This window comes from Pseudomonas sp. AC532, from assembly GCF_979258965.1.
In genome coordinates, this window is sequence record NZ_OZ409888.1 from 2,186,607 (window position 1) to 2,208,012 (window position 21,406).

The 21,406-nt window shown below is 57.2% G+C and carries 34 protein-coding genes; all 34 read right to left on the minus strand.

Annotated elements, in window-relative coordinates; translation table 11 throughout:
- Positions 1–44: 44 nt before the first annotated feature.
- Positions 45–509 carry a bacterioferritin gene (gene bfr, locus ACZ0AV_RS10445; RefSeq protein WP_499150978.1) on the minus strand — a complete coding sequence of 155 codons (465 nt, stop codon included), beginning with the start codon at positions 507–509 and terminating at the stop codon, positions 45–47.
- Positions 510–654: 145 nt separating this feature from the next.
- Positions 655–2,943, minus strand: coding sequence for a catalase/peroxidase HPI (gene katG / locus ACZ0AV_RS10450; protein WP_499150979.1), 2,289 nt, complete (start codon positions 2,941–2,943; stop codon positions 655–657).
- Between the two features lie 172 nt (positions 2,944–3,115).
- A complete protein-coding gene (gene rplQ / locus ACZ0AV_RS10455) occupies positions 3,116–3,502 on the minus strand; it encodes a 50S ribosomal protein L17 (protein ID WP_042552930.1) in 387 nt (128 codons plus the stop codon).
- A 43-nt stretch (positions 3,503–3,545) separates the two neighbouring features.
- Complete coding sequence (locus tag ACZ0AV_RS10460; RefSeq protein WP_092370957.1) at positions 3,546–4,547, minus strand: DNA-directed RNA polymerase subunit alpha; 1,002 nt, start codon at positions 4,545–4,547, stop codon at positions 3,546–3,548.
- 22 nt (positions 4,548–4,569) lie between these two features.
- On the minus strand, positions 4,570–5,190 hold the full coding sequence (rpsD, locus tag ACZ0AV_RS10465; protein ID WP_084307110.1) for a 30S ribosomal protein S4: 621 nt from the start codon (positions 5,188–5,190) through the stop codon (positions 4,570–4,572).
- Between the two features lie 17 nt (positions 5,191–5,207).
- Entirely contained in the window at positions 5,208–5,597 is a 390-nt protein-coding gene (gene rpsK / locus ACZ0AV_RS10470; RefSeq protein WP_013789773.1) for a 30S ribosomal protein S11, read from the minus strand.
- 30 nt (positions 5,598–5,627) lie between these two features.
- Positions 5,628–5,984, minus strand: a complete 357-nt coding sequence (gene rpsM, locus ACZ0AV_RS10475; RefSeq protein WP_131182237.1) for a 30S ribosomal protein S13 — start codon at positions 5,982–5,984, stop codon at positions 5,628–5,630.
- Positions 5,985–6,115: 131 nt separating this feature from the next.
- Complete coding sequence (rpmJ, locus tag ACZ0AV_RS10480) at positions 6,116–6,232, minus strand: 50S ribosomal protein L36 (protein ID WP_002555468.1); 117 nt, start codon at positions 6,230–6,232, stop codon at positions 6,116–6,118.
- Positions 6,233–6,260: 28 nt separating this feature from the next.
- Positions 6,261–7,589, minus strand: a complete 1,329-nt coding sequence (gene secY, locus ACZ0AV_RS10485; RefSeq protein ID WP_013789771.1) for a preprotein translocase subunit SecY — start codon at positions 7,587–7,589, stop codon at positions 6,261–6,263.
- Entirely contained in the window at positions 7,590–8,024 is a 435-nt protein-coding gene (rplO, locus tag ACZ0AV_RS10490; protein ID WP_499150980.1) for a 50S ribosomal protein L15, read from the minus strand.
- A 3-nt stretch (positions 8,025–8,027) separates the two neighbouring features.
- Positions 8,028–8,207 carry a 50S ribosomal protein L30 gene (gene rpmD, locus ACZ0AV_RS10495; RefSeq protein WP_013789769.1) on the minus strand — a complete coding sequence of 60 codons (180 nt, stop codon included), beginning with the start codon at positions 8,205–8,207 and terminating at the stop codon, positions 8,028–8,030.
- 2 nt (positions 8,208–8,209) lie between these two features.
- Positions 8,210–8,710, minus strand: a complete 501-nt coding sequence (gene rpsE / locus ACZ0AV_RS10500; protein ID WP_013789768.1) for a 30S ribosomal protein S5 — start codon at positions 8,708–8,710, stop codon at positions 8,210–8,212.
- Positions 8,711–8,713: 3 nt separating this feature from the next.
- Positions 8,714–9,064 (minus strand): 50S ribosomal protein L18, encoded by a 351-nt coding sequence (gene rplR, locus ACZ0AV_RS10505; protein WP_499150981.1) that lies wholly within the window; start codon positions 9,062–9,064, stop codon positions 8,714–8,716.
- Between the two features lie 11 nt (positions 9,065–9,075).
- Positions 9,076–9,609 (minus strand): 50S ribosomal protein L6, encoded by a 534-nt coding sequence (gene rplF / locus ACZ0AV_RS10510; RefSeq protein ID WP_499150982.1) that lies wholly within the window; start codon positions 9,607–9,609, stop codon positions 9,076–9,078.
- A gap of 12 nt (positions 9,610–9,621) precedes the next feature.
- Positions 9,622–10,014 carry a 30S ribosomal protein S8 gene (rpsH, locus tag ACZ0AV_RS10515; protein WP_013789766.1) on the minus strand — a complete coding sequence of 131 codons (393 nt, stop codon included), beginning with the start codon at positions 10,012–10,014 and terminating at the stop codon, positions 9,622–9,624.
- 184 nt (positions 10,015–10,198) lie between these two features.
- Complete coding sequence (rpsN, locus tag ACZ0AV_RS10520; RefSeq protein WP_042552936.1) at positions 10,199–10,504, minus strand: 30S ribosomal protein S14; 306 nt, start codon at positions 10,502–10,504, stop codon at positions 10,199–10,201.
- A gap of 13 nt (positions 10,505–10,517) precedes the next feature.
- A complete protein-coding gene (gene rplE, locus ACZ0AV_RS10525) occupies positions 10,518–11,057 on the minus strand; it encodes a 50S ribosomal protein L5 (RefSeq protein ID WP_499150983.1) in 540 nt (179 codons plus the stop codon).
- Between the two features lie 19 nt (positions 11,058–11,076).
- Positions 11,077–11,391, minus strand: a complete 315-nt coding sequence (gene rplX / locus ACZ0AV_RS10530; protein ID WP_042552938.1) for a 50S ribosomal protein L24 — start codon at positions 11,389–11,391, stop codon at positions 11,077–11,079.
- An 11-nt stretch (positions 11,392–11,402) separates the two neighbouring features.
- Positions 11,403–11,771 carry a 50S ribosomal protein L14 gene (gene rplN / locus ACZ0AV_RS10535; RefSeq protein WP_002555479.1) on the minus strand — a complete coding sequence of 123 codons (369 nt, stop codon included), beginning with the start codon at positions 11,769–11,771 and terminating at the stop codon, positions 11,403–11,405.
- 23 nt (positions 11,772–11,794) lie between these two features.
- Positions 11,795–12,061 carry a 30S ribosomal protein S17 gene (rpsQ, locus tag ACZ0AV_RS10540; RefSeq protein ID WP_023534981.1) on the minus strand — a complete coding sequence of 89 codons (267 nt, stop codon included), beginning with the start codon at positions 12,059–12,061 and terminating at the stop codon, positions 11,795–11,797.
- Between the two features lie 2 nt (positions 12,062–12,063).
- A complete protein-coding gene (gene rpmC / locus ACZ0AV_RS10545) occupies positions 12,064–12,255 on the minus strand; it encodes a 50S ribosomal protein L29 (RefSeq protein WP_002555481.1) in 192 nt (63 codons plus the stop codon).
- Positions 12,255–12,668, minus strand: coding sequence for a 50S ribosomal protein L16 (gene rplP / locus ACZ0AV_RS10550; RefSeq protein WP_042552939.1), 414 nt, complete (start codon positions 12,666–12,668; stop codon positions 12,255–12,257). Before rplP ends, rpmC begins: the two co-directional genes overlap by 1 nt.
- Positions 12,669–12,680: 12 nt before the next feature.
- The gene (gene rpsC, locus ACZ0AV_RS10555) at positions 12,681–13,367 is read right to left on the minus strand and encodes a 30S ribosomal protein S3 (RefSeq protein WP_070882613.1); all 687 of its coding nucleotides are present in this window, start codon (positions 13,365–13,367) and stop codon (positions 12,681–12,683) included.
- Positions 13,368–13,380: 13 nt separating this feature from the next.
- The gene (gene rplV / locus ACZ0AV_RS10560) at positions 13,381–13,713 is read right to left on the minus strand and encodes a 50S ribosomal protein L22 (protein WP_003103908.1); all 333 of its coding nucleotides are present in this window, start codon (positions 13,711–13,713) and stop codon (positions 13,381–13,383) included.
- Positions 13,714–13,724: 11 nt separating this feature from the next.
- On the minus strand, positions 13,725–14,000 hold the full coding sequence (gene rpsS / locus ACZ0AV_RS10565) for a 30S ribosomal protein S19 (protein WP_013789761.1): 276 nt from the start codon (positions 13,998–14,000) through the stop codon (positions 13,725–13,727).
- A 16-nt stretch (positions 14,001–14,016) separates the two neighbouring features.
- Positions 14,017–14,841, minus strand: a complete 825-nt coding sequence (rplB, locus tag ACZ0AV_RS10570) for a 50S ribosomal protein L2 (protein WP_070882612.1) — start codon at positions 14,839–14,841, stop codon at positions 14,017–14,019.
- A 14-nt stretch (positions 14,842–14,855) separates the two neighbouring features.
- Entirely contained in the window at positions 14,856–15,158 is a 303-nt protein-coding gene (gene rplW, locus ACZ0AV_RS10575) for a 50S ribosomal protein L23 (RefSeq protein WP_013789759.1), read from the minus strand.
- Positions 15,155–15,757: a 50S ribosomal protein L4 gene (gene rplD, locus ACZ0AV_RS10580; RefSeq protein ID WP_499150984.1), complete on the minus strand. Its 603-nt coding sequence runs from the start codon at positions 15,755–15,757 to the stop codon at positions 15,155–15,157. Before rplD ends, rplW begins: the two co-directional genes overlap by 4 nt.
- Positions 15,758–15,769: 12 nt before the next feature.
- A complete protein-coding gene (rplC, locus tag ACZ0AV_RS10585; RefSeq protein ID WP_070882609.1) occupies positions 15,770–16,405 on the minus strand; it encodes a 50S ribosomal protein L3 in 636 nt (211 codons plus the stop codon).
- An 82-nt stretch (positions 16,406–16,487) separates the two neighbouring features.
- Positions 16,488–16,799: a 30S ribosomal protein S10 gene (gene rpsJ, locus ACZ0AV_RS10590; RefSeq protein WP_010486970.1), complete on the minus strand. Its 312-nt coding sequence runs from the start codon at positions 16,797–16,799 to the stop codon at positions 16,488–16,490.
- Between the two features lie 182 nt (positions 16,800–16,981).
- Positions 16,982–18,175: an elongation factor Tu gene (gene tuf, locus ACZ0AV_RS10595; protein ID WP_499150985.1), complete on the minus strand. Its 1,194-nt coding sequence runs from the start codon at positions 18,173–18,175 to the stop codon at positions 16,982–16,984.
- Between the two features lie 30 nt (positions 18,176–18,205).
- Entirely contained in the window at positions 18,206–20,311 is a 2,106-nt protein-coding gene (fusA, locus tag ACZ0AV_RS10600; RefSeq protein WP_499150986.1) for an elongation factor G, read from the minus strand.
- A 30-nt stretch (positions 20,312–20,341) separates the two neighbouring features.
- Positions 20,342–20,812 carry a 30S ribosomal protein S7 gene (rpsG, locus tag ACZ0AV_RS10605; RefSeq protein WP_002555493.1) on the minus strand — a complete coding sequence of 157 codons (471 nt, stop codon included), beginning with the start codon at positions 20,810–20,812 and terminating at the stop codon, positions 20,342–20,344.
- A 117-nt stretch (positions 20,813–20,929) separates the two neighbouring features.
- Positions 20,930–21,301 (minus strand): 30S ribosomal protein S12, encoded by a 372-nt coding sequence (gene rpsL, locus ACZ0AV_RS10610; protein WP_003186084.1) that lies wholly within the window; start codon positions 21,299–21,301, stop codon positions 20,930–20,932.
- Positions 21,302–21,406 lie beyond the last annotated feature (105 nt).

Sequence of the window (21,406 nt, forward strand, 5' to 3'; positions counted from 1 at the left end):
CCGCATGTGCGCCGCATGTGCGGGGCTTTTTCTTGGCTGCGATTTTACATCTGGCTCTGCAGGTACTTCTCCAGGCCCAGCTTGGCAATCAGCTGTAGCTGGATCTCCAGCCAGTAGGCATGGTCTTCCTCGGTATCCTTGAGTTGCAGCAGCAGGATATCGCGGCTCTGGTAATCCTGATGGCGCTCGCACAGTTCGATGCCCTTGCTCAGCGCGGCACGCACCTGGTACTCCAGGGCCAGATCCAGCTTCAAGGCATCCGGTACGGTCTGACCGAAAGTAAAGGCGTCGGGCACCATGTCCGGTACACCTTCCAGGAAGATGATGCGCTTGAGCAACGCGTCCGCGTGCTGGGTCTCTTCTTCCATCTCGTGGTTGATGCGCTCGTAGAGCTTGCTGAAGCCCCAATCCTCATACAGGCGCGAGTGAATGAAGTACTGATCGCGCGCGGCCAGCTCGCCTTTCAACAGGGTTTTGAGGTAGTCGATGACTTCGATGTGGCCCTTCATGCGGGGAAATCCTTGGTGCAGCGAATGGAATAGGTGAATGCTCGACCCATCATCCGTTGGGGTCAAGTAAAAAGCACAACGCCCCCTTGGCGGAGGCGTTGGCTGCATCGGCTCAGCAGACCGGACGCGAGCGCCCGGCCAGCGATCAGGCGAGGTCGAAGCGGTCGAGGTTCATGACCTTGGTCCAGGCGGCCACGAAATCCTCGATGAAGCGGGCGTCGGTGCTGGCGTATACCTCGGCCTGTGCACGCAGAATGGCGTTGGAGCCAAATACCAGGTCCACGCGGGTAGCGGTCCACTTCAGCTCGCCACTGTTGCGGTCACGTCCCTGGTACAGGTTGGCATCGCCTGGCACCGCCTTCCACGCCGTGCCCATGTCGAGCAGGTTGACGAAGAAGTCGTTGCTCAGCGCACCCGGCCGGTCGGTGAATACGCCATGCCCAGCGTCACCCACGTTGATATTGATCGCCCGCAGGCCGCCGATCAGTACGGTCAGCTCCGGCGCGGTCAGGGTCAGCAACTGCGCCTTGTCGATCAGTAACGCCTCCGGCGGCACGCTGTAGCGACCCTTGAGGTAGTTGCGGAAACCGTCGGCGATCGGCTCGAGCACGGCGAAGGAATCGACATCGGTCTGCTCCTGCGAGGCATCGGCGCGCCCTGCCGAGAACGGCACGCTTACCGAGTGACCGGCTTTGCCGGCGGCCTGCTCGATACCGGCATTACCCGCCAGTACGATCAAATCGGCCAGGCTGACCTGCTTGCCACCGGTAGCGGTGCGGTTGAACTCGCCACGGATCCCCTCGAGCGTTGCCAGCACCCTGGCCAGCTGCTCAGGCTGGTTGGCAGCCCAATCCTTTTGCGGCGCCAGGCGAACACGGGCGCCATTGGCACCGCCACGCTTGTCGGAGCCCCGGAAGGTCGAGGCCGAAGCCCACGCCGTGCCAACCAGCTCGGACACCGTCAGACCGGAGCCCAGCACCTGGGCCTTCAGCGCGGCGACGTCGGCAGCGTCGATCAGCGGATGATGCACAGCTGGCACCGGGTCTTGCCAGAGCAGCTCTTCCTTCGGCACTTCCGGGCCCAGGTAACGGGACTTCGGACCGAGGTCGCGGTGGGTCAGTTTGAACCAGGCGCGGGCGAATGCTTCGGCGAACGCTTGCGGGTTCTCCAGGAAACGCCGGGAGATTTTCTCGTAGGCCGGATCGAAGCGCAGCGACAGGTCGGTAGTCAACATGGTCGGCAGACGTTTCTTCGATGGGTCGTGCGCATCAGGGATGATCGCCTCGGCGTTTTTGGCCACCCACTGGTGGGCGCCCGCCGGACTCTTGGTCAATTCCCACTCGAACCCGAAAAGGTTCTCGAAGAAGTTGTTGCTCCACTGCGCAGGCGTCGTCGTCCAGGTGACTTCCAGGCCGCTGGTGATGGCATCGCCGGCCTTGCCGCTGCCGAACGAGCTGCCCCAGCCCAACCCCTGCTCCTCGAGGCCGGCTGCCTCGGGTTCGGCGCCAACGTGATCCGCCGGACCCGCACCATGGGTCTTGCCGAAAGTGTGGCCGCCGGCGATCAGCGCCACGGTCTCTTCATCGTTCATGGCCATGCGCGCGAAGGTTTCACGAATGTCGTGGGCCGCGGCGAGCGGGTCGGGATTGCCCTCCGGACCTTCCGGGTTCACATAGATCAGCCCCATCTGCACGGCAGCGAGGGGGTTTTCCAGGTTGCGGCCCTGGCTGTCGGTACGGTCCTGCTCCTGGCCATGCAGCTCCTCGTCGGCCACCAGAACGCCGTGGTCGTCCTTGTTGCCGGCCGCACCCTTGCCGTAACGGTTATCGCCGCCCAGCCAGGTCTTTTCGGTGCCCCAGTAGACGTCCAGATCCGGTTCCCAGGTATCCTCACGCCCCCCGGCGAAACCAAACGTACGGAAACCCATGGTTTCCAGCGCGACGTTGCCGGTGAGCACCAGCAGGTCTGCCCAGGAGATCTTCTGGCCGTACTTCTGCTTGATCGGCCACAGCAGGCGGCGCGACTTGTCGATATTGACGTTGTCCGGCCAGCTGTTGAGCGGTGCAAAACGCTGTTGCCCACGCCCCGCGCCTCCGCGACCGTCACCGGTACGGTAGGTACCGGCCGCGTGCCAGGCCATGCGAATGAACTGCGGACCGTAGTGGCCAAAGTCGGCCGGCCACCAGTCCTGCGAGTCGGTCATCAAGGCGCGCAGGTCTTTCTTCAAGGCCTCGTAATCCAGCGACTGGAAGGCCTCGGCATAGTTGAAGGTCTCGCCCAGCGGATTGGACTTCGAGGAATGCTGATGCAGAAGGTCGACACGCAACTGGTTCGGCCACCAGTCGCGGTTACCGGTGCCGCCGCCGGCCGTGTGCTTCGGCGTTTCGGAAGCGCCTCCCGAGAACGGGCACTTACCTTCGGTCTTGTCACTCATCGTCTATCTCCTTACCAAGCTGATCGTTCCCGACTGAGCGGGATTGGCGTTGAGTATTGACGAGTACAAGCGAAGCGACAAATGAATAACATCTCACGAGACGATAGTTTTTCACTAAACAGCAGGCGTAAAAAAACCGGGCCTAAGCCCGGTTCTTTTTTGCAACGATGCCTTATTCGGCAGCTTCTACTGCGCCACCGACCGGACGGTCGACCAGCTCAACATAAGCCATCGGGGCATTGTCGCCAGCGCGGAAACCGCACTTGAGGATACGCAGGTAACCGCCCTGACGGGTGGCGTAGCGCTTGCCCAGATCGTTGAACAGTTTGCCAACGATGGCTTTCGAACGGGTACGGTCGAAAGCCAGACGGCGGTTGGCAACGCTGTCTTCTTTGGCCAGGGTAATCAGCGGCTCGGCAACGCGACGCAGTTCCTTGGCTTTCGGCAGAGTAGTTTTGATCAGCTCATGCTCGAACAGCGATACCGCCATGTTTTGAAACATGGCCTTGCGGTGAGCGCTGGTGCGGCTGAGGTGACGGCCACTTTTACGATGACGCATGGTTCAATTCCTTACCAAACTTCACGTTCGGTGATGATGACGATCAGGCAGTCGCCTTATCGTCTTTCTTCAGACTTGCCGGCGGCCAGTTGTCGAGGCGCATACCGAGGGACAGACCGCGGGAAGCCAGAACGTCCTTGATTTCAGTCAGGGATTTCTTGCCCAGGTTCGGCGTTTTCAACAGCTCTACTTCGGTGCGCTGGATCAGATCACCGATGTAGTAGATGTTTTCTGCCTTGAGGCAGTTGGCCGAACGAACGGTCAGTTCCAGGTCATCAACCGGGCGGAGCAGGATCGGATCGATCTCGTCTTCCTGTTCGATAACCACAGGCTCGCTGTCACCTTTGAGGTCGACGAATGCAGCCAACTGCTGTTGCAGGATGGTTGCAGCACGACGGATAGCCTCTTCAGGGTCCAGGGTACCGTTGGTTTCGAGGTCGATAACCAGTTTGTCCAGGTTGGTACGCTGCTCAACGCGAGCGTTTTCCACCACGTAAGACACGCGACGCACCGGGCTGAAGGTAGAGTCGAGCTGCAAGCGACCAATGCTGCGGCTCTCGTCTTCATCACTCTGGCGCGAATCAGCTGGCTCATAGCCGCGACCACGAGCTACAACGAGCTTCATGTTCAGCGCGCCATTGGAGGCCAGGTTGGCGATAACGTGGTCGCCGTTGACGATTTCAACATCATGATCCAGCTGAATATCGGCAGCGGTTACGACGCCAGAGCCCTTCTTCGCCAGAGTCAGTGTAACTTCGTCTCGACCGTGCAGCTTGATTGCCAGACCTTTAAGGTTGAGCAGGATTTCAATGACATCTTCCTGAACACCTTCGATGGCGCTGTACTCATGGAGTACACCGTCAATCTCGGCCTCGACTACTGCACAGCCAGGCATGGAGGACAACAGGATGCGACGCAGCGCGTTGCCCAGGGTATGGCCGAAACCACGCTCGAGAGGCTCGAGAGTGATCTTGGCGCGGGTCGGACTGACCACCTGCACATCGATATGGCGGGGGGTCAGGAACTCATTTACCGAAATCTGCATGGATGCACCTATTTTCTAGCCCTTACTTGGAGTAGAGCTCGACAATCAGGCTTTCGTTGATGTCAGCGGAGAGATCACCGCGAGCCGGGACGCTTTTGAACACGCCAGACTTCTTCTCGGTATCTACATCTACCCATTCAACGCGGCCACGCTGGGCACACAGCTCGAGAGCTTGAACGATGCGCAGCTGATTCTTCGATTTCTCACGAACTGCAACCACGTCGCCAGCTTTAACCTGGAACGACGGTACGTTTACAGTCTTACCGTTGACGCTGATCGCTTTGTGCGAAACCAGCTGACGGGATTCGGCGCGGGTTGCACCAAAGCCCATACGGTAAACAACGTTATCCAGACGGCATTCGAGCAGCTGCAGCAGGTTCTCACCAGTAGCGCCTTTCTTGCCGGCAGCTTCTTTGTAATAACCGCTGAATTGACGCTCGAGTACGCCGTAGATACGACGAACTTTTTGCTTCTCGCGCAGCTGGGTGCCGTAGTCGGACTGACGGCCACGGCGCTGGCCGTGGATACCTGGGGCTGCTTCGATGTTGCACTTCGATTCCAGAGCGCGTACGCCACTCTTCAGGAAAAGATCAGTGCCTTCACGACGAGACAGTTTGCATTTGGGACCAATGTAACGAGCCATTTCTCACTGTCTCCTGATTACACGCGACGCTTCTTCGAAGGACGGCACCCGTTATGCGGGATGGGCGTCACATCGGTGATGCTGGCGATCTTGTAACCGCAACCGTTAAGAGCACGGACTGCGGACTCACGACCCGGACCTGGGCCCTTGACGTTGACGTCGAGGTTCTTCAGGCCGTATTCCAGCGCAGCTTGACCAGCACGCTCAGCAGCCACCTGGGCAGCGAACGGGGTGGACTTGCGAGAACCGCGGAAACCCGAACCACCGGAGGTAGCCCAGGACAGGGCGTTACCTTGACGGTCGGTGATGGTCACGATGGTGTTGTTGAAAGAAGCGTGGATGTGGGCGATGCCATCAACCACCGTCTTCTTGACTTTCTTACGAGTACGAGCAGCAGGTTTTGCCATGACTAAATTCCTGTCGATTCGCGAACGCGATTACTTGCGGATCGGCTTACGCGGGCCCTTACGGGTGCGTGCGTTGGTCTTGGTACGCTGACCGCGAACCGGCAGACCGCGACGATGACGCAGACCGCGGTAGCAGCCAAGATCCATCAAGCGCTTGATTTTCATGTTCACTTCACGGCGCAGGTCACCCTCGGTATTCACCTTGGCGACTTCACCACGCAGCTGCTCGATCTGCTCGTCAGAGAGATCCTTGATCTTTGCCGCCGGATTTACACCGGTAGCTGCACAGATTTTCTGTGCGGTGGTGCGACCAACACCAAAGATGTAGGTCAGCGAGATAACAGCGTGCTTGTTATCCGGAATGTTAACGCCTGCAATACGGGCCATTCAGTGGAACTCCAATTGACAGCTACCTACGCCCCGGAAGCCAAGAAATGGGGCGCGAGATATTATCGCTGTAGAAACAAATAATCAACCCGGCAGCGCACTAGCTGCCGGGCTTATAGCTTCGATCACACTCAGCCTTGGCGCTGTTTGTGACGCGGTTCCGCGCTGCAAATCACTCGCACTACACCTTCACGGCGAATAATTTTGCAGTTACGGCACAGCTTTTTCACCGATGCACGAACTTTCATCACCAACTCCTCGAACCTTATGGACACTTCAGCGGAGCATGCCGCTGCCGTAGCCCTTCAGGTTGGCTTTCTTCATCAGGGATTCGTACTGGTGCGAAACGAGGTGCGATTGTACTTGCGACATGAAGTCCATCACAACCACTACCACGATCAGCAACGAGGTCCCGCCAAGGTAGAACGGTACGTTGGCCGCCACCACCAGGAACTGGGGCAACAAGCACACGGCCGTCATGTACAGAGCACCGAACATGGTCAAGCGAGTCAAAACGCCATCGATATAGCGCGCGGACTGCTCACCGGGACGGATACCCGGAATAAAGGCACCGGACTTCTTCAGGTTTTCCGCTACGTCTTTCGGGTTGAACATCAAGGCCGTGTAGAAGAAGCAGAAGAAAATGATCCCTGCACTAAACAGCAAAATGTTCAACGGCTGACCAGGAGCGATAGCCTGCGAAATATCCTGCAGCCAGCCCATACCCTCAGACTGACCAAACCAGGCACCCAGCGAGGCCGGGAACAACAGAAGGCTGCTGGCGAAGATGGCCGGGATTACGCCCGCCATGTTCACCTTCAACGGCAAGTGGCTGGTCTGCGCCGCGAAGACCTTGCGGCCCTGCTGACGCTTGGCGTAGTGCACCGCAATGCGGCGCTGACCACGCTCAATGAACACCACGAAACCGATAATCGCTACTGCCAGCAAACCGATGGCGATGAGGGCGAAAATGTTGATATCGCCCTGCCGAGCAGACTCGAAAGACTGCCCGATCGCCGACGGCAGACCGGCTACGATGCCCGCAAAAATCAGCATCGAAATACCGTTGCCAACACCGCGCTCGGTGATCTGCTCGCCTAGCCACATCATGAACATCGCACCCGCCACGAAGGTGGTGACTGCAACGAAGTGGAAGCCGAAATCGACCGAGAACGCTACGCCCTGGCTCGCCAGGCCAACGGACATGCCGATAGCCTGAACGAATGCCAGAACCAAGGTGCCGTAGCGGGTGTATTGGCTGATCTTGCGACGACCAGCCTCACCTTCCTTCTTCAACTGTTCCAGCTGCGGGCTGACGGCGGTCATCAGCTGCATGATGATCGATGCCGAAATGTACGGCATGATCCCCAATGCAAAGATGCTCATCCGCTCCAGCGCGCCACCGGAAAACATGTTGAACAAGCTAAGAATGGTCCCCTCATTCTGTCGGAACAGATCGGCCAGACGGTCAGGGTTTATACCGGGAACTGGGATATGCGCGCCGATTCGATAGACGATGATCGCCATGAACAGAAAACGCAGACGAGCCCAGAGTTCGGACAACCCGCCACCAGCCAGAGCAGAGAGAGCACCTTGCTTAGCCATTTATTCCTCGAACTTACCGCCAGCTGCTTCGATAGCCGCACGCGCACCTTTGGTGGCAGCGATACCTTTAAGGGTGACTGCCTGAGTAACTTCACCGGACAGCATGACTTTCACACGCTGCACATGTTGGTTAATCAGGTTGGCATCCTTCAGCGCCTGCAGAGTAACAATGCCGCCTTCGATCTTGTTCAGCTCGGAGGTACGCACTTCTGCGCGGTCCATAGCTTTCAAGGATACGAAACCGAACTTGGGCAGACGACGGTGCAGAGGCTGCTGGCCGCCTTCGAAACCCGGAGCAATGGTGCCACCGGAGCGGGAGGTCTGACCTTTGTGGCCACGGCCACCAGTCTTGCCCAAACCACTGCCGATACCACGGCCCGGACGATGCTTCTCGCGACGGGAACCCGGCGCTGGACTCAGATCATTCAGGTACATGGATCAACCCTCCACACGGAGAAGGTAATAAGCCTTGTTGATCATGCCGCGGTTTTCCGGAGTATCCAGAACTTCGACGGTATGATTGATGCGACGCAGGCCGAGACCCTTGACGCAGGCTTTATGATTGGCCAGACGGCCATTGGTGCTCTTGATCAGAGTCACTTTGACGGTGTTAGCCATGGTTAGAGAATCTCCTCGACACTCTTGCCACGCTTGGCTGCAACCGAATCCGGAGACTGCATAGCCTTCAGACCTTTGAAAGTGGCATGAACCACGTTCACAGGGTTGGTAGAGCCGTAGCACTTGGCCAGAACGTTCTGAACACCAGCGACTTCCAGGACGGCACGCATGGCGCCACCAGCGATGATGCCGGTACCTTCGGAAGCCGGCTGCATGTACACCTTCGAAGCGCCATGGGCGGACTTCATCGCGTACTGCAGGGTGGTGCCGTTCAGATCAACTTGGATCATGTTGCGACGGGCAGCTTCCATAGCCTTCTGGATAGCAGCCGGCACTTCACGAGACTTGCCGCGGCCGAAACCTACACGGCCCTTACCATCACCCACCACGGTCAACGCGGTGAAGGTAAAGATACGGCCGCCTTTGACGGTCTTGGCAACGCGGTTCACTTGAACCAGCTTCTCGATATAGCCTTCGTCGCGCTTTTGGTCGTTATTTGCCATAACTTAGAACTCCAGCCCGCCTTCACGAGCAGCATCAGCCAGCGCCTTGACGCGGCCGTGGTACTTGAAGCCAGAACGGTCGAATGCAACCTGAGTCACACCAGCGGCTTTCGCACGCTCGGCAACCAGCTCACCAACTTTCTTGGCCGCGTCGACGTTGCCGGTGGCGCCGTCACGCAGTGCTTTGTCCAAGGTAGAGGCGCTGGCCAGAACCTTGCTGCCGTCGGCCGAGATGACCTGGGCATAGATGTGCTGCGCAGAGCGATACACGCAGAGACGCACGGCTTCGAGCTCGTGCATTTTCAGGCGTGCTTTGCGAGCGCGACGCAGACGAGTAACTTTTTTGTCGGTCATTTCCTAGCCCCTTACTTCTTCTTGGCTTCTTTACGGCGGACGACTTCGTCAGCGTAACGAACACCTTTGCCCTTGTAAGGTTCAGGACGGCGGAAGTCACGAATCTCCGCGGCAACCTGACCAACCAGCTGCTTGTCGACACCCTTGATAAGGATCTCGGTCTGGTTCGGGGTTTCGGCCACAACGCCTTCCGGCAATTGATAGTCGATAGGGTGAGAGAAGCCCAACGCCAGATTGAGAATCTGGCCCTTGGCCTGTGCCTTGTAACCAACACCGATCAGCTGGAGCTTGCGCTCGAAGCCTTGGCTTACGCCGATGACCATGTTGTTAACCAGTGCACGGGTAGTACCAGCCATCGCACGAGTCTGCTGGTCGCCATTGCGAGCAGCGAAACGCAGCTCACCGGATTCCTGCAGAACTTCAACGGACGAGTGAACGTTCAGTTCCAGAGTGCCCTTGGCACCCTTCACCGAAAGCTGCTGACCGGCGAGTTTGATCTCTACACCAGCAGGCAGCTTGACGGGGTTCTTAGCAACGCGAGACATGCTTATCCCCCCTTAGAACACAGTGCAAAGCACTTCGCCGCCGACACCGGCAGCGCGCGCAGCGCGGTCCGTCATCACACCTTTATTGGTGGAGACGATGGAAACACCGAGACCGCCGCGAACTTTCGGCAGGTCATCGACGGATTTGTACTGGCGAAGGCCGGGACGGCTGACGCGTTTGACTTCTTCGATGACTGGACGGCCTTCGAAGTACTTCAGCTCGATGGACAGCTGCGGCTTTGCTTCGCCGCTGATCTGATAACCCGCAATATAACCTTCGTCTTTCAAAACTTTGGCTACAGCCACCTTCAGGGTAGAAGAAGGCATGCTTACGACGGACTTTTCAGCCATCTGGGCATTACGGATACGAGTTAGCATGTCCGCTAACGGGTCCTGCATACTCATGGGCTAGACGCTCCTGATACAAAAAGAATTAGCCTCTCGGCTAAGAATCACCAGAACTCACGGAAATCCGGGCTCAGGCGAGCCGGGCATTCTAGAGACTGATCAAAAATGAATCAAGCCCCAAAAGGGGCTTGATTCATATTGCTTGTCCGCCGGAGCGAGCTCCGGCGTTTGCCGCAGCGGCTTACCAGCTGGCTTTAACCAGACCTGGTACGTCGCCGCGCATGGCTGCTTCACGCAGCTTGATGCGCGACAGACCGAACTTGCGGAAGACACCGTGCGGGCGGCCGGTGATACGGCAGCGGTTGCGCAGGCGCGAGGCGCTGGCATCACGGGGTTGCTTCTGCAGGGCGACCTGGGCTTCCCAACGCGCTTCCGGAGAGGTTTCCGGATTAACGATGGTAGCTTTCAGTTCGGCGCGCTTTTTGGCGTACTTGGCAACCGTGCGCTGACGCTTCAGCTCGCGGTTTTTCATGCTCGTCTTGGCCATGTTCCTACTCCAATCAGTTGCGGAACGGGAATTTGAAAGCACGCAGCAGAGCGCGGCCTTCGTCATCCGTACGGGCAGTAGTGGTCAGAGTGATGTCCAGACCACGCAGCGCATCGATCTTGTCGTAATCGATTTCCGGGAAGATGATCTGCTCTTTCACGCCCATGCTGTAGTTGCCGCGGCCATCGAAGGACTTGGCATTCAGGCCGCGGAAGTCACGCACGCGCGGCAGGGAGATGGACAGCAGACGATCCAGGAACTCGTACATACGCTCGCGACGCAGAGTGACCTTGACGCCGATCGGCCAACCTTCACGAACCTTGAAACCAGCGATCGACTTGCGGGCATGAGTCACGACGACTTTCTGACCGGTAATCTTCTCGAGGTCGGCAACTGCGTTTTCGATGATTTTCTTGTCACCGATTGCTTCGCCCAGGCCCATGTTCAGGGTGATCTTGGTGATGCGCGGAACTTCCATCACGTTACCCAGCTTCAGCTCTTCCTTCAGCTTGGGGGCGATTTCCTTCCGGTAAATCTCTTTTAGTCGTGCCATGGTGTTTTACCTATGATTCTCAAGCGCCAACCGGCTTCTGGGTGGACTTGAAGACACGAATTTTCTTGCCGTCTTCAACCTTGAAACCAACGCGGTCAGCCTTGTTGGTTTCGCCATTGAAAATGGCAACGTTGGAAGCGTGCAGAGGCGCTTCTTTCTCGACGATACCGCCTTGAACGCCCGACATCGGGTTCGGCTTGGTATGACGCTTCACCAGGTTGATGCCACCGACGACCAGACGGTCGTCAGCGAGAACCTTGAGCACCTTACCGCGCTTACCTTTGTCTTTGCCGGCGATCACGATGATCTCGTCGTCACGACGAATCTTTTGCATGTCGGATCTCCTTAAAGCACTTCAGGGGCGAGCGAGACGATCTTCATGAACTTCTCGGTACGAAGTTCACGGGTCACTGGCCCGAAGATACGGGTACCGATCGGCTCTTGCTTGTTGTTCAGCAGAACAGCAGCGTTGCCGTCGAAGCGGATGATCGAACCGTCGGCACGGCGAACGCCGTGACGGGTACGAACGACCACTGCGGTCATGACCTGACCTTTCTTCACTTTGCCGCGCGGAATTGCTTCCTTGACGGTGACCTTGATGATGTCGCCGATGCCAGCGTAGCGGCGATGCGAGCCACCCAGCACCTTGATGCACATGACGCGGCGTGCACCACTGTTGTCGGCCACATCGAGCATGGATTGAGTCTGAATCATATAATTTCTCCGACCCTTAGCCCTTAGACTTCCACTGCGCGTTCGAGAACTTCAACCAGTGCCCAAGACTTGGTCTTGGCCAGGGGACGCGTTTCGGTAATCGAAACTTTGTCGCCGATCTTGCACTGATTGGTTTCGTCGTGAGCGTGCAGCTTGGTCGAACGCTTGACATATTTACCGTAGATCGGGTGCTTAACGCGACGCTCGATGAGTACGGTGATGGTCTTGTCCATCTTGTCGCTGACAACACGGCCGGTCAGCGTACGGACTGTTTTTTCGGCTTCAGCCATGATCACTTACCTGCCTGCTGGTTGAGCACAGTTTTCACACGAGCGATGTCGCGCTTAACTTGCGAGAGCAGGTGAGACTGCCCCAACTGGCCAGTTGCTTTCTGCATACGCAGATTGAACTGGTCGCGCAGCAGGCCGAGCAGTTGCTCGTTCAGCTGCTGTGCTGATTTTTCACGAAGTTCATTCGCTTTCATCACATCACCGTCCGCTTAACAAAAGTGGTGGCGAGCGGCAGCTTTGCAGCAGCCAGGGCGAAAGCCTCACGCGCCAACTCTTCGGAAACGCCTTCGATCTCGTACAGGACTTTGCCTGGCTGGATCTGGGCTACCCAATATTCAACGCTACCCTTCCCTTTACCCATCCGCACTTCGAGAGGCTTCTTGGTAACAGGCTTGTCAGGGAACACGCGAATCCAGATCTTCCCGCCACGCTTAACGTGACGAGTCAGAGCACGACGAGCGGACTCGATCTGACGGGCGGTGAGACGACCGCGGGCAACAGACTTCAGCGCGAACTCGCCGAAGCTGACTTTGCTACCGCGCTGAGCCAGACCACGGTTGTGGCCGGTCATCTGCTTGCGGAACTTCGTACGCTTTGGTTGCAACATGTGGCGTACCCCTTACTTAGCAGCTTTTTTACGAGGCGCAGGTGCTTGCGGTTTCAGCTCTTCTTTGAGGCCACCGATGACCTCGCCTTTGAAGATCCAAACCTTGACACCGATCACACCGTAGGTGGTGTGCGCTTCGTACGTGGCATAGTCGATATCGGCACGCAGGGTGTGCAACGGCACACGACCTTCGCGATACCATTCGGTACGTGCGATTTCCGCACCGCCGAGACGACCGCTCACCTGGATTTTGATGCCCTTGGCACCAATGCGCATGGCGTTCTGTACAGCGCGCTTCATGGCGCGACGGAACATCACACGACGCTCCAACTGCTGAGCTACGCTCTGCGCAACCAGCATACCGTCGAGCTCCGGCTTGCGGATCTCTTCGATATTGATGTGCACAGGCACACCCATTTGCTTGGTCAGGTCCTGACGCAGCTTCTCAACATCTTCACCTTTCTTCCCGATAACGATACCTGGACGAGCGGTGTGGATGGTGATGCGTGCGGTTTGGGCCGGGCGAGCAATGTCGACACGGCTTACGGACGCGCTTTTTAATTTGTCGAGGAGATACTCACGCACCTTCAGATCAGCGAACAGATAGTCCGCATAAGTCCGGCCGTCTGCGTACCAGACGGAGGTGTGTTCCTTGACGATTCCCAGGCGAATGCCAGTGGGATGTACTTTCTGACCCATCTGATCGACTCCGTTACTTGTCCGCAACCTTGACAGTGATATGGCAAGACCGCTTGACGATGCGATCAGCGCGGCCTTTGGCACGCGGCATGATGCGCTTAAGCGAACGCCCCTCGTTGACGAAAACGGTGCTGACTTTCAGGTCATCAACGTCTGCGCCTTCGTTGTGCTCGGCGTTGGCTACGGCCGACTCCAGCACTTTCTTCATGATTTCCGCGGCTTTCTTACTGCTAAAAGCCAGCAGGTTGAGCGCTTCGCCCACCTTCTTCCCGCGGATCTGGTCGGCGACCAAGCGGGCTTTCTGGGCGGAGATGCGAGCGCCCGACAACTTAGCGGCTACTTCCATTTCCTTACCCCTTAACGCTTGGCTTTCTTGTCAGCCACGTGACCACGATAGGTACGGGTGCCGGCAAATTCGCCCAGTTTGTGGCCGACCATGTCTTCGTTCACGAGAACAGGGACATGTTGGCGACCGTTATGCACAGCGATGGTCAGACCGACCATCTGCGGCAGAATCATCGAACGGCGCGACCAGGTTTTCACCGGCTTGCGATCATTCTTTTCTGCTGCCACTTCGACCTTCTTCAGTAGGTGAAGATCGATAAAAGGACCTTTTTTCAGAGAACGTGGCACTGTCGTATCCCTCTAGTTACTTGCGACGACGGACGATCATGTTGTCGGTGCGTTTGTTACCACGAGTCTTCGCGCCCTTAGTCGGGAAGCCCCATGGAGACACCGGATGACGACCACCAGAGGTACGACCTTCACCACCACCGTGTGGGTGGTCGACCGGGTTCATGGCAACACCACGAACGGTCGGGCGAACGCCACGCCAGCGTTTGGCACCAGCTTTACCCAGCGAACGCAGGCTGTGCTCGGAGTTCGAGACTTCGCCCAGGGTCGCGCGGCATTCGGCCAGCACTTTACGCATTTCACCGCTGCGCAGACGCAGGGTGACGTAGACGCCTTCACGAGCGATCAGCTGAGCCGAAGCACCAGCGGAACGAGCGATTTGAGCACCTTTGCCCGGCTTCAGCTCGATACCGTGAACGGTCGAACCTACCGGAATGTTACGCAGCGGCAGGCTGTTGCCGGCCTTGATCGGCGCCATCGAACCTGCAACCAGCTGATCGCCGGCGCTCACACCCTTAGGTGCGATGATGTAACGACGCTCACCATCTGCATACATAAGCAGAGCGATGTGCGCAGTACGGTTCGGGTCATATTCCACGCGCTCGACAGTGGCAGGAATGCCATCTTTGTCGTTGCGACGGAAATCAACCAGACGGTAATGCTGCTTGTGACCACCACCGATATGACGGGTGGTGATACGGCCGTTGTTGTTACGACCGCCAGTCTTCGACTTCTTCTCGAGCAGTGGAGCATGAGGAGCGCCTTTGTGCAGCTCCTTATTGACCACCTTGACCACAAAACGGCGGCCCGCGGAAGTCGGTTTGCATTTAACGATTGCCATGATGCACCCCTTCCTTACTCAGCACTGCTGGTTGCGAAATCGAGATCTTGGCCAGGCTGAAGGGAGATGATCGCCTTCTTCCAGTCGTTACGCTTGCCCAGACCGCGAGCGGTACGCTTGCTCTTACCCAGAACGTTCTGAGTCGTCACATGCTGAACCTTCACGCTGAACAGGCTTTCGACGGCCTTCTTGATTTCCAGCTTGGTTGCGTCAGTTGCAACCTTGAAAACGAACTGGCTTTTCTTGTCTGCCAGAGTCGTGGCCTTCTCGGAGATGTGCGGGCCAAGCAGCACTTTGAATACGCGTTCCTGGTTCATCCCAGCAGCTCCTCGAATTTCTTCACGGCAGAAACGGTGATCAGCACCTTTTCATACGCGATCAGACTGACCGGATCGGAACCCTGCACGTCACGAACATCGACATGCGGCAGGTTGCGAGCAGCCAGGTACAGATTTTGATCGACAGCGTCGGACACGATCAGAACGTCAGTCAGACCCATGTCGGTCAGCTTGCCCAGCAGTTCTTTGGTTTTCGGAGCTTCGACAGCGAAGTCTTCAACCACTACCAGACGGTCGCTACGGACCAACTCAGCAAGAATCGAACGGATCGCAGCGCGATACATCTTCTTGTTCAGCTTCTGATCATGATTCTGCGGACGAGCTGCGAAGGTCACACCACCGCCACGCCAGATCGGACCACGAGTGGTACCAGCACGTGCACGGCCAGTACCCTTCTGACGCCATGGGCGCTTACCGCCACCGGAAACGTCGGAACGAGTCTTCTGCTGCTTGCTGCCCTGACGGCCGCCAGCCATATAGGCCACAACTGCTTGGTGAACCAGGGTCTCGTTGTAGTCGCCACCGAAAGTCGCATCGGACACTTCGATCGCTTGAGCGCCATTTACATTTAATTGCATGTCAGCTTCCCCTTAACCGCGAGCCTTGGCAGCCGGACGTACAACCAGGTTGCCGCCAGTAGCGCCAGGAACGGCACCCTTGACCAGCAGCAGGTTGCGTTCAGCGTCCACGCGCACTACTTCCAGGGACTGCACAGTCACGCGCTCAGCACCCATGTGACCGGACATTTTCTTGCCCTTGAAGACACGACCCGGCGTCTGGCACTGGCCAATCGAACCCGGAACGCGGTGGGACACGGAGTTACCGTGCGTATTGTCTTGGCCGCGGAAGTTCCAACGCTTGATGGTACCGGCAAAGCCTTTACCCTTGGACTGACCGGTCACGTCGACCAGTTGACCAGCTTGGAAGATTTCAGCGTTGATCAGATCGCCAGCCTGGTAGTCGCCTTCTTCAAGACGGAATTCCAGAACAGTACGACCTGCCGCGACGTTCGCCTTGGCGAAGTGACCGGCCTGAGCCTTGCTGACACGAGAAACGCGGCGCTCGCCGACAGTGACTTGCACTGCGCGATAGCCATCGGACTCTTCAGTTTTGAACTGGGTGACGCGATTCGGCTCGATCTCAATGACCGTAACCGGAATGGAGACACCTTCTTCGGTGAAAATACGGGTCATACCCGCCTTTCGACCGACTACACCAATAGTCATGTTGTAACCTCATGAGTGTACGGGGCTTTCACCCGCTATGGCCGCCCATTTCAGAGCGTTACACGACTAAAACCAACCGGTTTTAGCCGAGGCTGATCTGCACTTCCACGCCAGCCGCAAGATCGAGCTTCATAAGAGCATCAACGGTTTTATCCGTTGGCTGGACGATGTCCAGTACGCGCTTATGAGTACGGATTTCGAACTGATCGCGCGCGTCTTTGTTGACGTGTGGCGAAGTCAGAACGGTGAACCGCTCTTTGCGAGTTGGCAGAGGAATCGGACCACGCACCTGAGCACCAGTACGTTTCGCGGTTTCCACGATTTCCTGGGTTGATTGATCGATCAGGCGATGGTCAAAAGCCTTCAACCGTATACGGATTTGTTGGTTTTGCATTTTGACCTCAGATTCCAAGCTGCGAGTCCCAGTTAACGAGCGCATTACGCCCGTTAAAAGGAGGCGTGATTCTATAGACGCCCCCAGACAGTGTCAACCCGATCAGAAAATAACCAACGAAGATAGCGCCCATAAAAAAGCCCCCGCTTTCGCGGGGGCTTTTCCAGGATCAGATCAACCGATTACTCGACGATCTTGGCAACCACGCCAGCACCAACGGTACGGCCGCCTTCGCGAATCGCGAAACGCAGACCATCTTCCATGGCGATCGGCTTGATCAGGGTGACAACCATTTTGATGTTGTCGCCCGGCATTACCATTTCAACGCCTTCCGGCAGTTCGCACGAACCGGTCACGTCAGTGGTACGGAAGTAGAACTGTGGACGGTAGCCCTTGAAGAACGGGGTGTGACGACCACCTTCTTCTTTGGACAGAACGTACACTTCAGCTTCGAACTTGGTGTGCGGCTTGATGGTGCCTGGCTTGGCCAGAACCTGACCACGCTCCACGTCGTCACGCTTGGTGCCGCGCAGCAGTACACCGCAGTTCTCGCCAGCACGACCTTCGTCGAGCAGCTTGCGGAACATCTCAACACCGGTACAGGTGGTCTTGGTGGTGTCACGCAGACCAACGATCTCGATTTCTTCCTGGATCTTGACGATACCGCGCTCTACACGACCGGTCACTACAGTGCCGCGGCCCGAGATCGAGAATACGTCTTCGATCGGCATCAGGAACGGACGGTCGATTGCACGAACCGGCTCCGGGATGTAGCTGTCCAGCGTTTCGACGAGCTTCTTGACGGCAGTGGTGCCCATCTCGTTGTCGTCCTGGCCGTTCAGAGCCATCAGTGCGGAACCGATGATGATCGGCGTGTCGTCGCCCGGGAAGTCGTAAGTGCTCAGCAGATCGCGCACTTCCATTTCCACCAGCTCCAGCAGCTCGGCGTCATCAACCATGTCAGCCTTGTTCAGGAACACGACGATGTACGGTACGCCTACCTGACGCGACAGCAGGATGTGCTCGCGAGTCTGAGGCATCGGACCATCGGCAGCCGAACAAACCAGGATAGCGCCGTCCATCTGGGCAGCACCGGTGATCATGTTCTTGACGTAGTCAGCGTGACCCGGGCAGTCAACGTGCGCGTAGTGACGTACGGCAGAGTCGTACTCAACGTGCGCAGTGTTGATGGTGATACCACGAGCCTTCTCTTCCGGCGCGCTGTCGATCTTGTCGAAGTCGACCTTGGCCGAACCGAATACTTCGGAGCAGACGCGGGTCAGAGCAGCGGTCAGAGTGGTTTTACCGTGGTCAACGTGACCGATGGTGCCAACGTTGACGTGCGGTTTGTTACGTTCGAATTTTTCTTTAGCCACGACAATTAACTCCTTGCCTAAAGGGCTGAATCAGCCTTGTTTTTTGGTTACAGACTCGACGATGTGCGACGGAGCTGTATTGTATTTTTTGAATTCCATAGAGTAGCTTGCGCGACCCTGAGACATGGAACGGACGTCGGTTGCGTAACCGAACATCTCACCCAGCGGAACTTCGGCACGGATTACTTTGCCGGAGATCGTGTCTTCCATACCCAAGATCATGCCGCGACGGCGGTTAAGGTCGCCCATCACGTCACCCATATAGTCTTCAGGGGTAACAACCTCTACCGCCATGATCGGCTCGAGCAACTCACCACCGCCCTTCTGGGCCAGTTGCTTGGTCGCCATGGAAGCAGCCACCTTGAACGCCATTTCGTTGGAGTCGACGTCGTGGTAGGAACCATCGAACACGGTAGCCTTCAGGCCGATCAGCGGATAGCCGGCTACGACGCCGTTCTTCATCTGCTCTTCGATACCCTTCTGGATTGCCGGGATGTATTCCTTCGGAACCACACCACCCACAACTTCGTTCACGAATTGCAGACCTTCCTGACCTTCGTCAGCAGGAGCAAAACGGATCCAGCAATGGCCGAACTGGCCACGACCGCCGGACTGGCGAACGAACTTGCCTTCGATTTCGCAGTTCTTCGTGATGCGCTCACGATAGGAAACCTGAGGCTTACCGATGTTGGCTTCGACGTTGAACTCACGGCGCATCCGGTCAACCAGGATGTCCAGGTGCAGCTCGCCCATGCCAGAGATGATCGTTTGACCAGTCTCTTCATCAGTCTTGACGCGGAAAGACGGATCTTCCTGAGCAAGCTTGCCCAGAGCGATACCCATTTTTTCCTGGTCGTCCTTGGTCTTGGGCTCTACGGCAACCGAAATAACCGGCTCCGGGAAGTCCATACGAACCAGGATGATTGGCTTGTCGGCGTTGCACAGGGTTTCGCCCGTGGTCACGTCTTTCATGCCGATCAGGGCCGCGATGTCACCAGCGCGCACTTCCTTGATCTCTTCGCGGGCGTTGGCGTGCATCTGCACCATACGACCCACACGCTCTTTCTTGCCCTTGACCGAGTTGATCACGCCGTCGCCGGAGGCCAACACGCCCGAGTAAACGCGGACGAAGGTCAGGGTGCCCACGAATGGGTCGGTAGCGATCTTGAACGCCAGAGCCGAGAACGGCTCGCTGTCGTCCGCATGACGCTCCATCTCTTCTTCCTCGTTATCCGGGTTGGAACCCTTGATAGCAGGAATGTCGGTCGGAGCCGGCAGGAAGTCGATAACGGCGTCGAGAACCAGGGGAACACCCTTGTTCTTGAAGGACGAACCGCAGACAGCCAGAACGATCTCGCCAGCAATGGTGCGCTGACGCAGAGCGAACTTGATCTCCTCGTTGGTGAGTTCTTCACCTTCGAGGTACTTGTTCATCAGCTCTTCGTTGGCCTCGGCTGCAGCCTCGACCATGTTGCCGCGCCACTTCTCGGCATCAGCCATCAACTCGGCAGGGATTTCCTTGCGAACGGGAACCATACCCTTGTCGGAGTCGTTCCAGTAAACGGCCTGCATGTTGATCAGGTCGATCTGGCCCTGGAAGTTGTCTTCCGAGCCGATAGCCAGCTGGATTGGCACCGGAGTGTGACCCAGACGCTGCTTGATCTGACCGATCACGCGCAGGAAGTCGGCACCGGCACGGTCCATCTTGTTGACGTAAACAAGACGCGGAACACCGTACTTGTTGGCCTGACGCCATACGGTTTCCGACTGCGGCTCAACGCCGGAGGTGCCGCAGAACACGACGACCGCGCCGTCGAGTACGCGCAGCGAGCGCTCTACTTCGATGGTGAAGTCAACGTGCCCGGGGGTATCGATGACGTTGAAGCGGTGCTCGTCCTTGTACTGCTTCTCGGAACCCTTCCAGAAGGCGGTGATGGCAGCAGACGTGATGGTAATACCACGCTCCTGCTCCTGCACCATCCAGTCTGTGGTCGCGGCGCCATCATGCACCTCGCCCATCTTGTGGCTTTTGCCGGTGTAAAAAAGGACGCGCTCGGTGGTGGTGGTTTTACCAGCATCCACGTGAGCCACGATACCGATGTTACGGTAGCGATTAATCGGTGTAGTACGAGCCATAAAGCCCTCGCAAATTGAGTGACGCTAAAATTAGAAGCGGTAGTGCGAGAAAGCCTTGTTGGCTTCAGCCATACGGTGCACGTCTTCACGCTTCTTAACTGCAGCACCTTTGCCTTCTGCAGCATCCAACAGCTCGCCTGCCAAACGCAGGGCCATGGATTTCTCGCCACGCTTGCGGGCGAAATCCACCAGCCAGCGCATGGCCAGAGCATTACGACGGGACGGACGAACTTCGACCGGAACCTGGTAAGTAGCACCGCCTACACGGCGCGACTTCACTTCGACCAGCGGAGCGATGGCGTCGAGAGCTTTCTCGAAGATTTCCAGGGGATCGCTGTTCTTACGCTCTTTAACCTTCTCCAGGGCGCCATAAACGATACGCTCGGCAACGGCTTTCTTGCCGCTTTCCATCACGTGGTTCATGAATTTGGCCAGGATTTGGCTTCCGTATTTTGGATCGTCAAGCACTTCGCGCTTGGCTGCTACACGACGTCTTGGCATTTGATAAGCCCTCAAACGGTCTTCAGGTTAGCCCGGAACTGTAACCATCTGGTTACGCCCGACCTTACTCTTATCGACTCAATAAAATTAGAAACTGCATTCAGTACCGACGGCCGATCACTTCGGACGCTTGGTACCGTACTTCGAACGACCCTGGTTACGGCCTTTGACACCGGAGGTGTCCAGCGAGCCGCGAACGGTGTGATAACGCACACCTGGCAAGTCTTTTACACGACCGCCACGGATCAGCACGACGCTGTGCTCTTGCAGGTTGTGGCCTTCACCGCCGATGTACGAGGAAACCTCGAAACCGTTGGTCAGACGCACACGGCAAACTTTACGCAGTGCCGAGTTAGGTTTCTTCGGCGTGGTGGTATACACGCGAGTGCATACGCCACGACGCTGGGGGCAGTTCTGCAGCGCAGGCACGTCGGATTTCTCGACGATACGCTTGCGCGGCTGACGCACCAGCTGGTTGATAGTTGCCATCTACTAGCTCCACTGTCCGTCTTTCGACGCTATTTATTTACACCATAAATAAATGGCAGGGCCTATGCCCTGCCATATTTAGGGGTGCATGAGTCTAAAGAGACT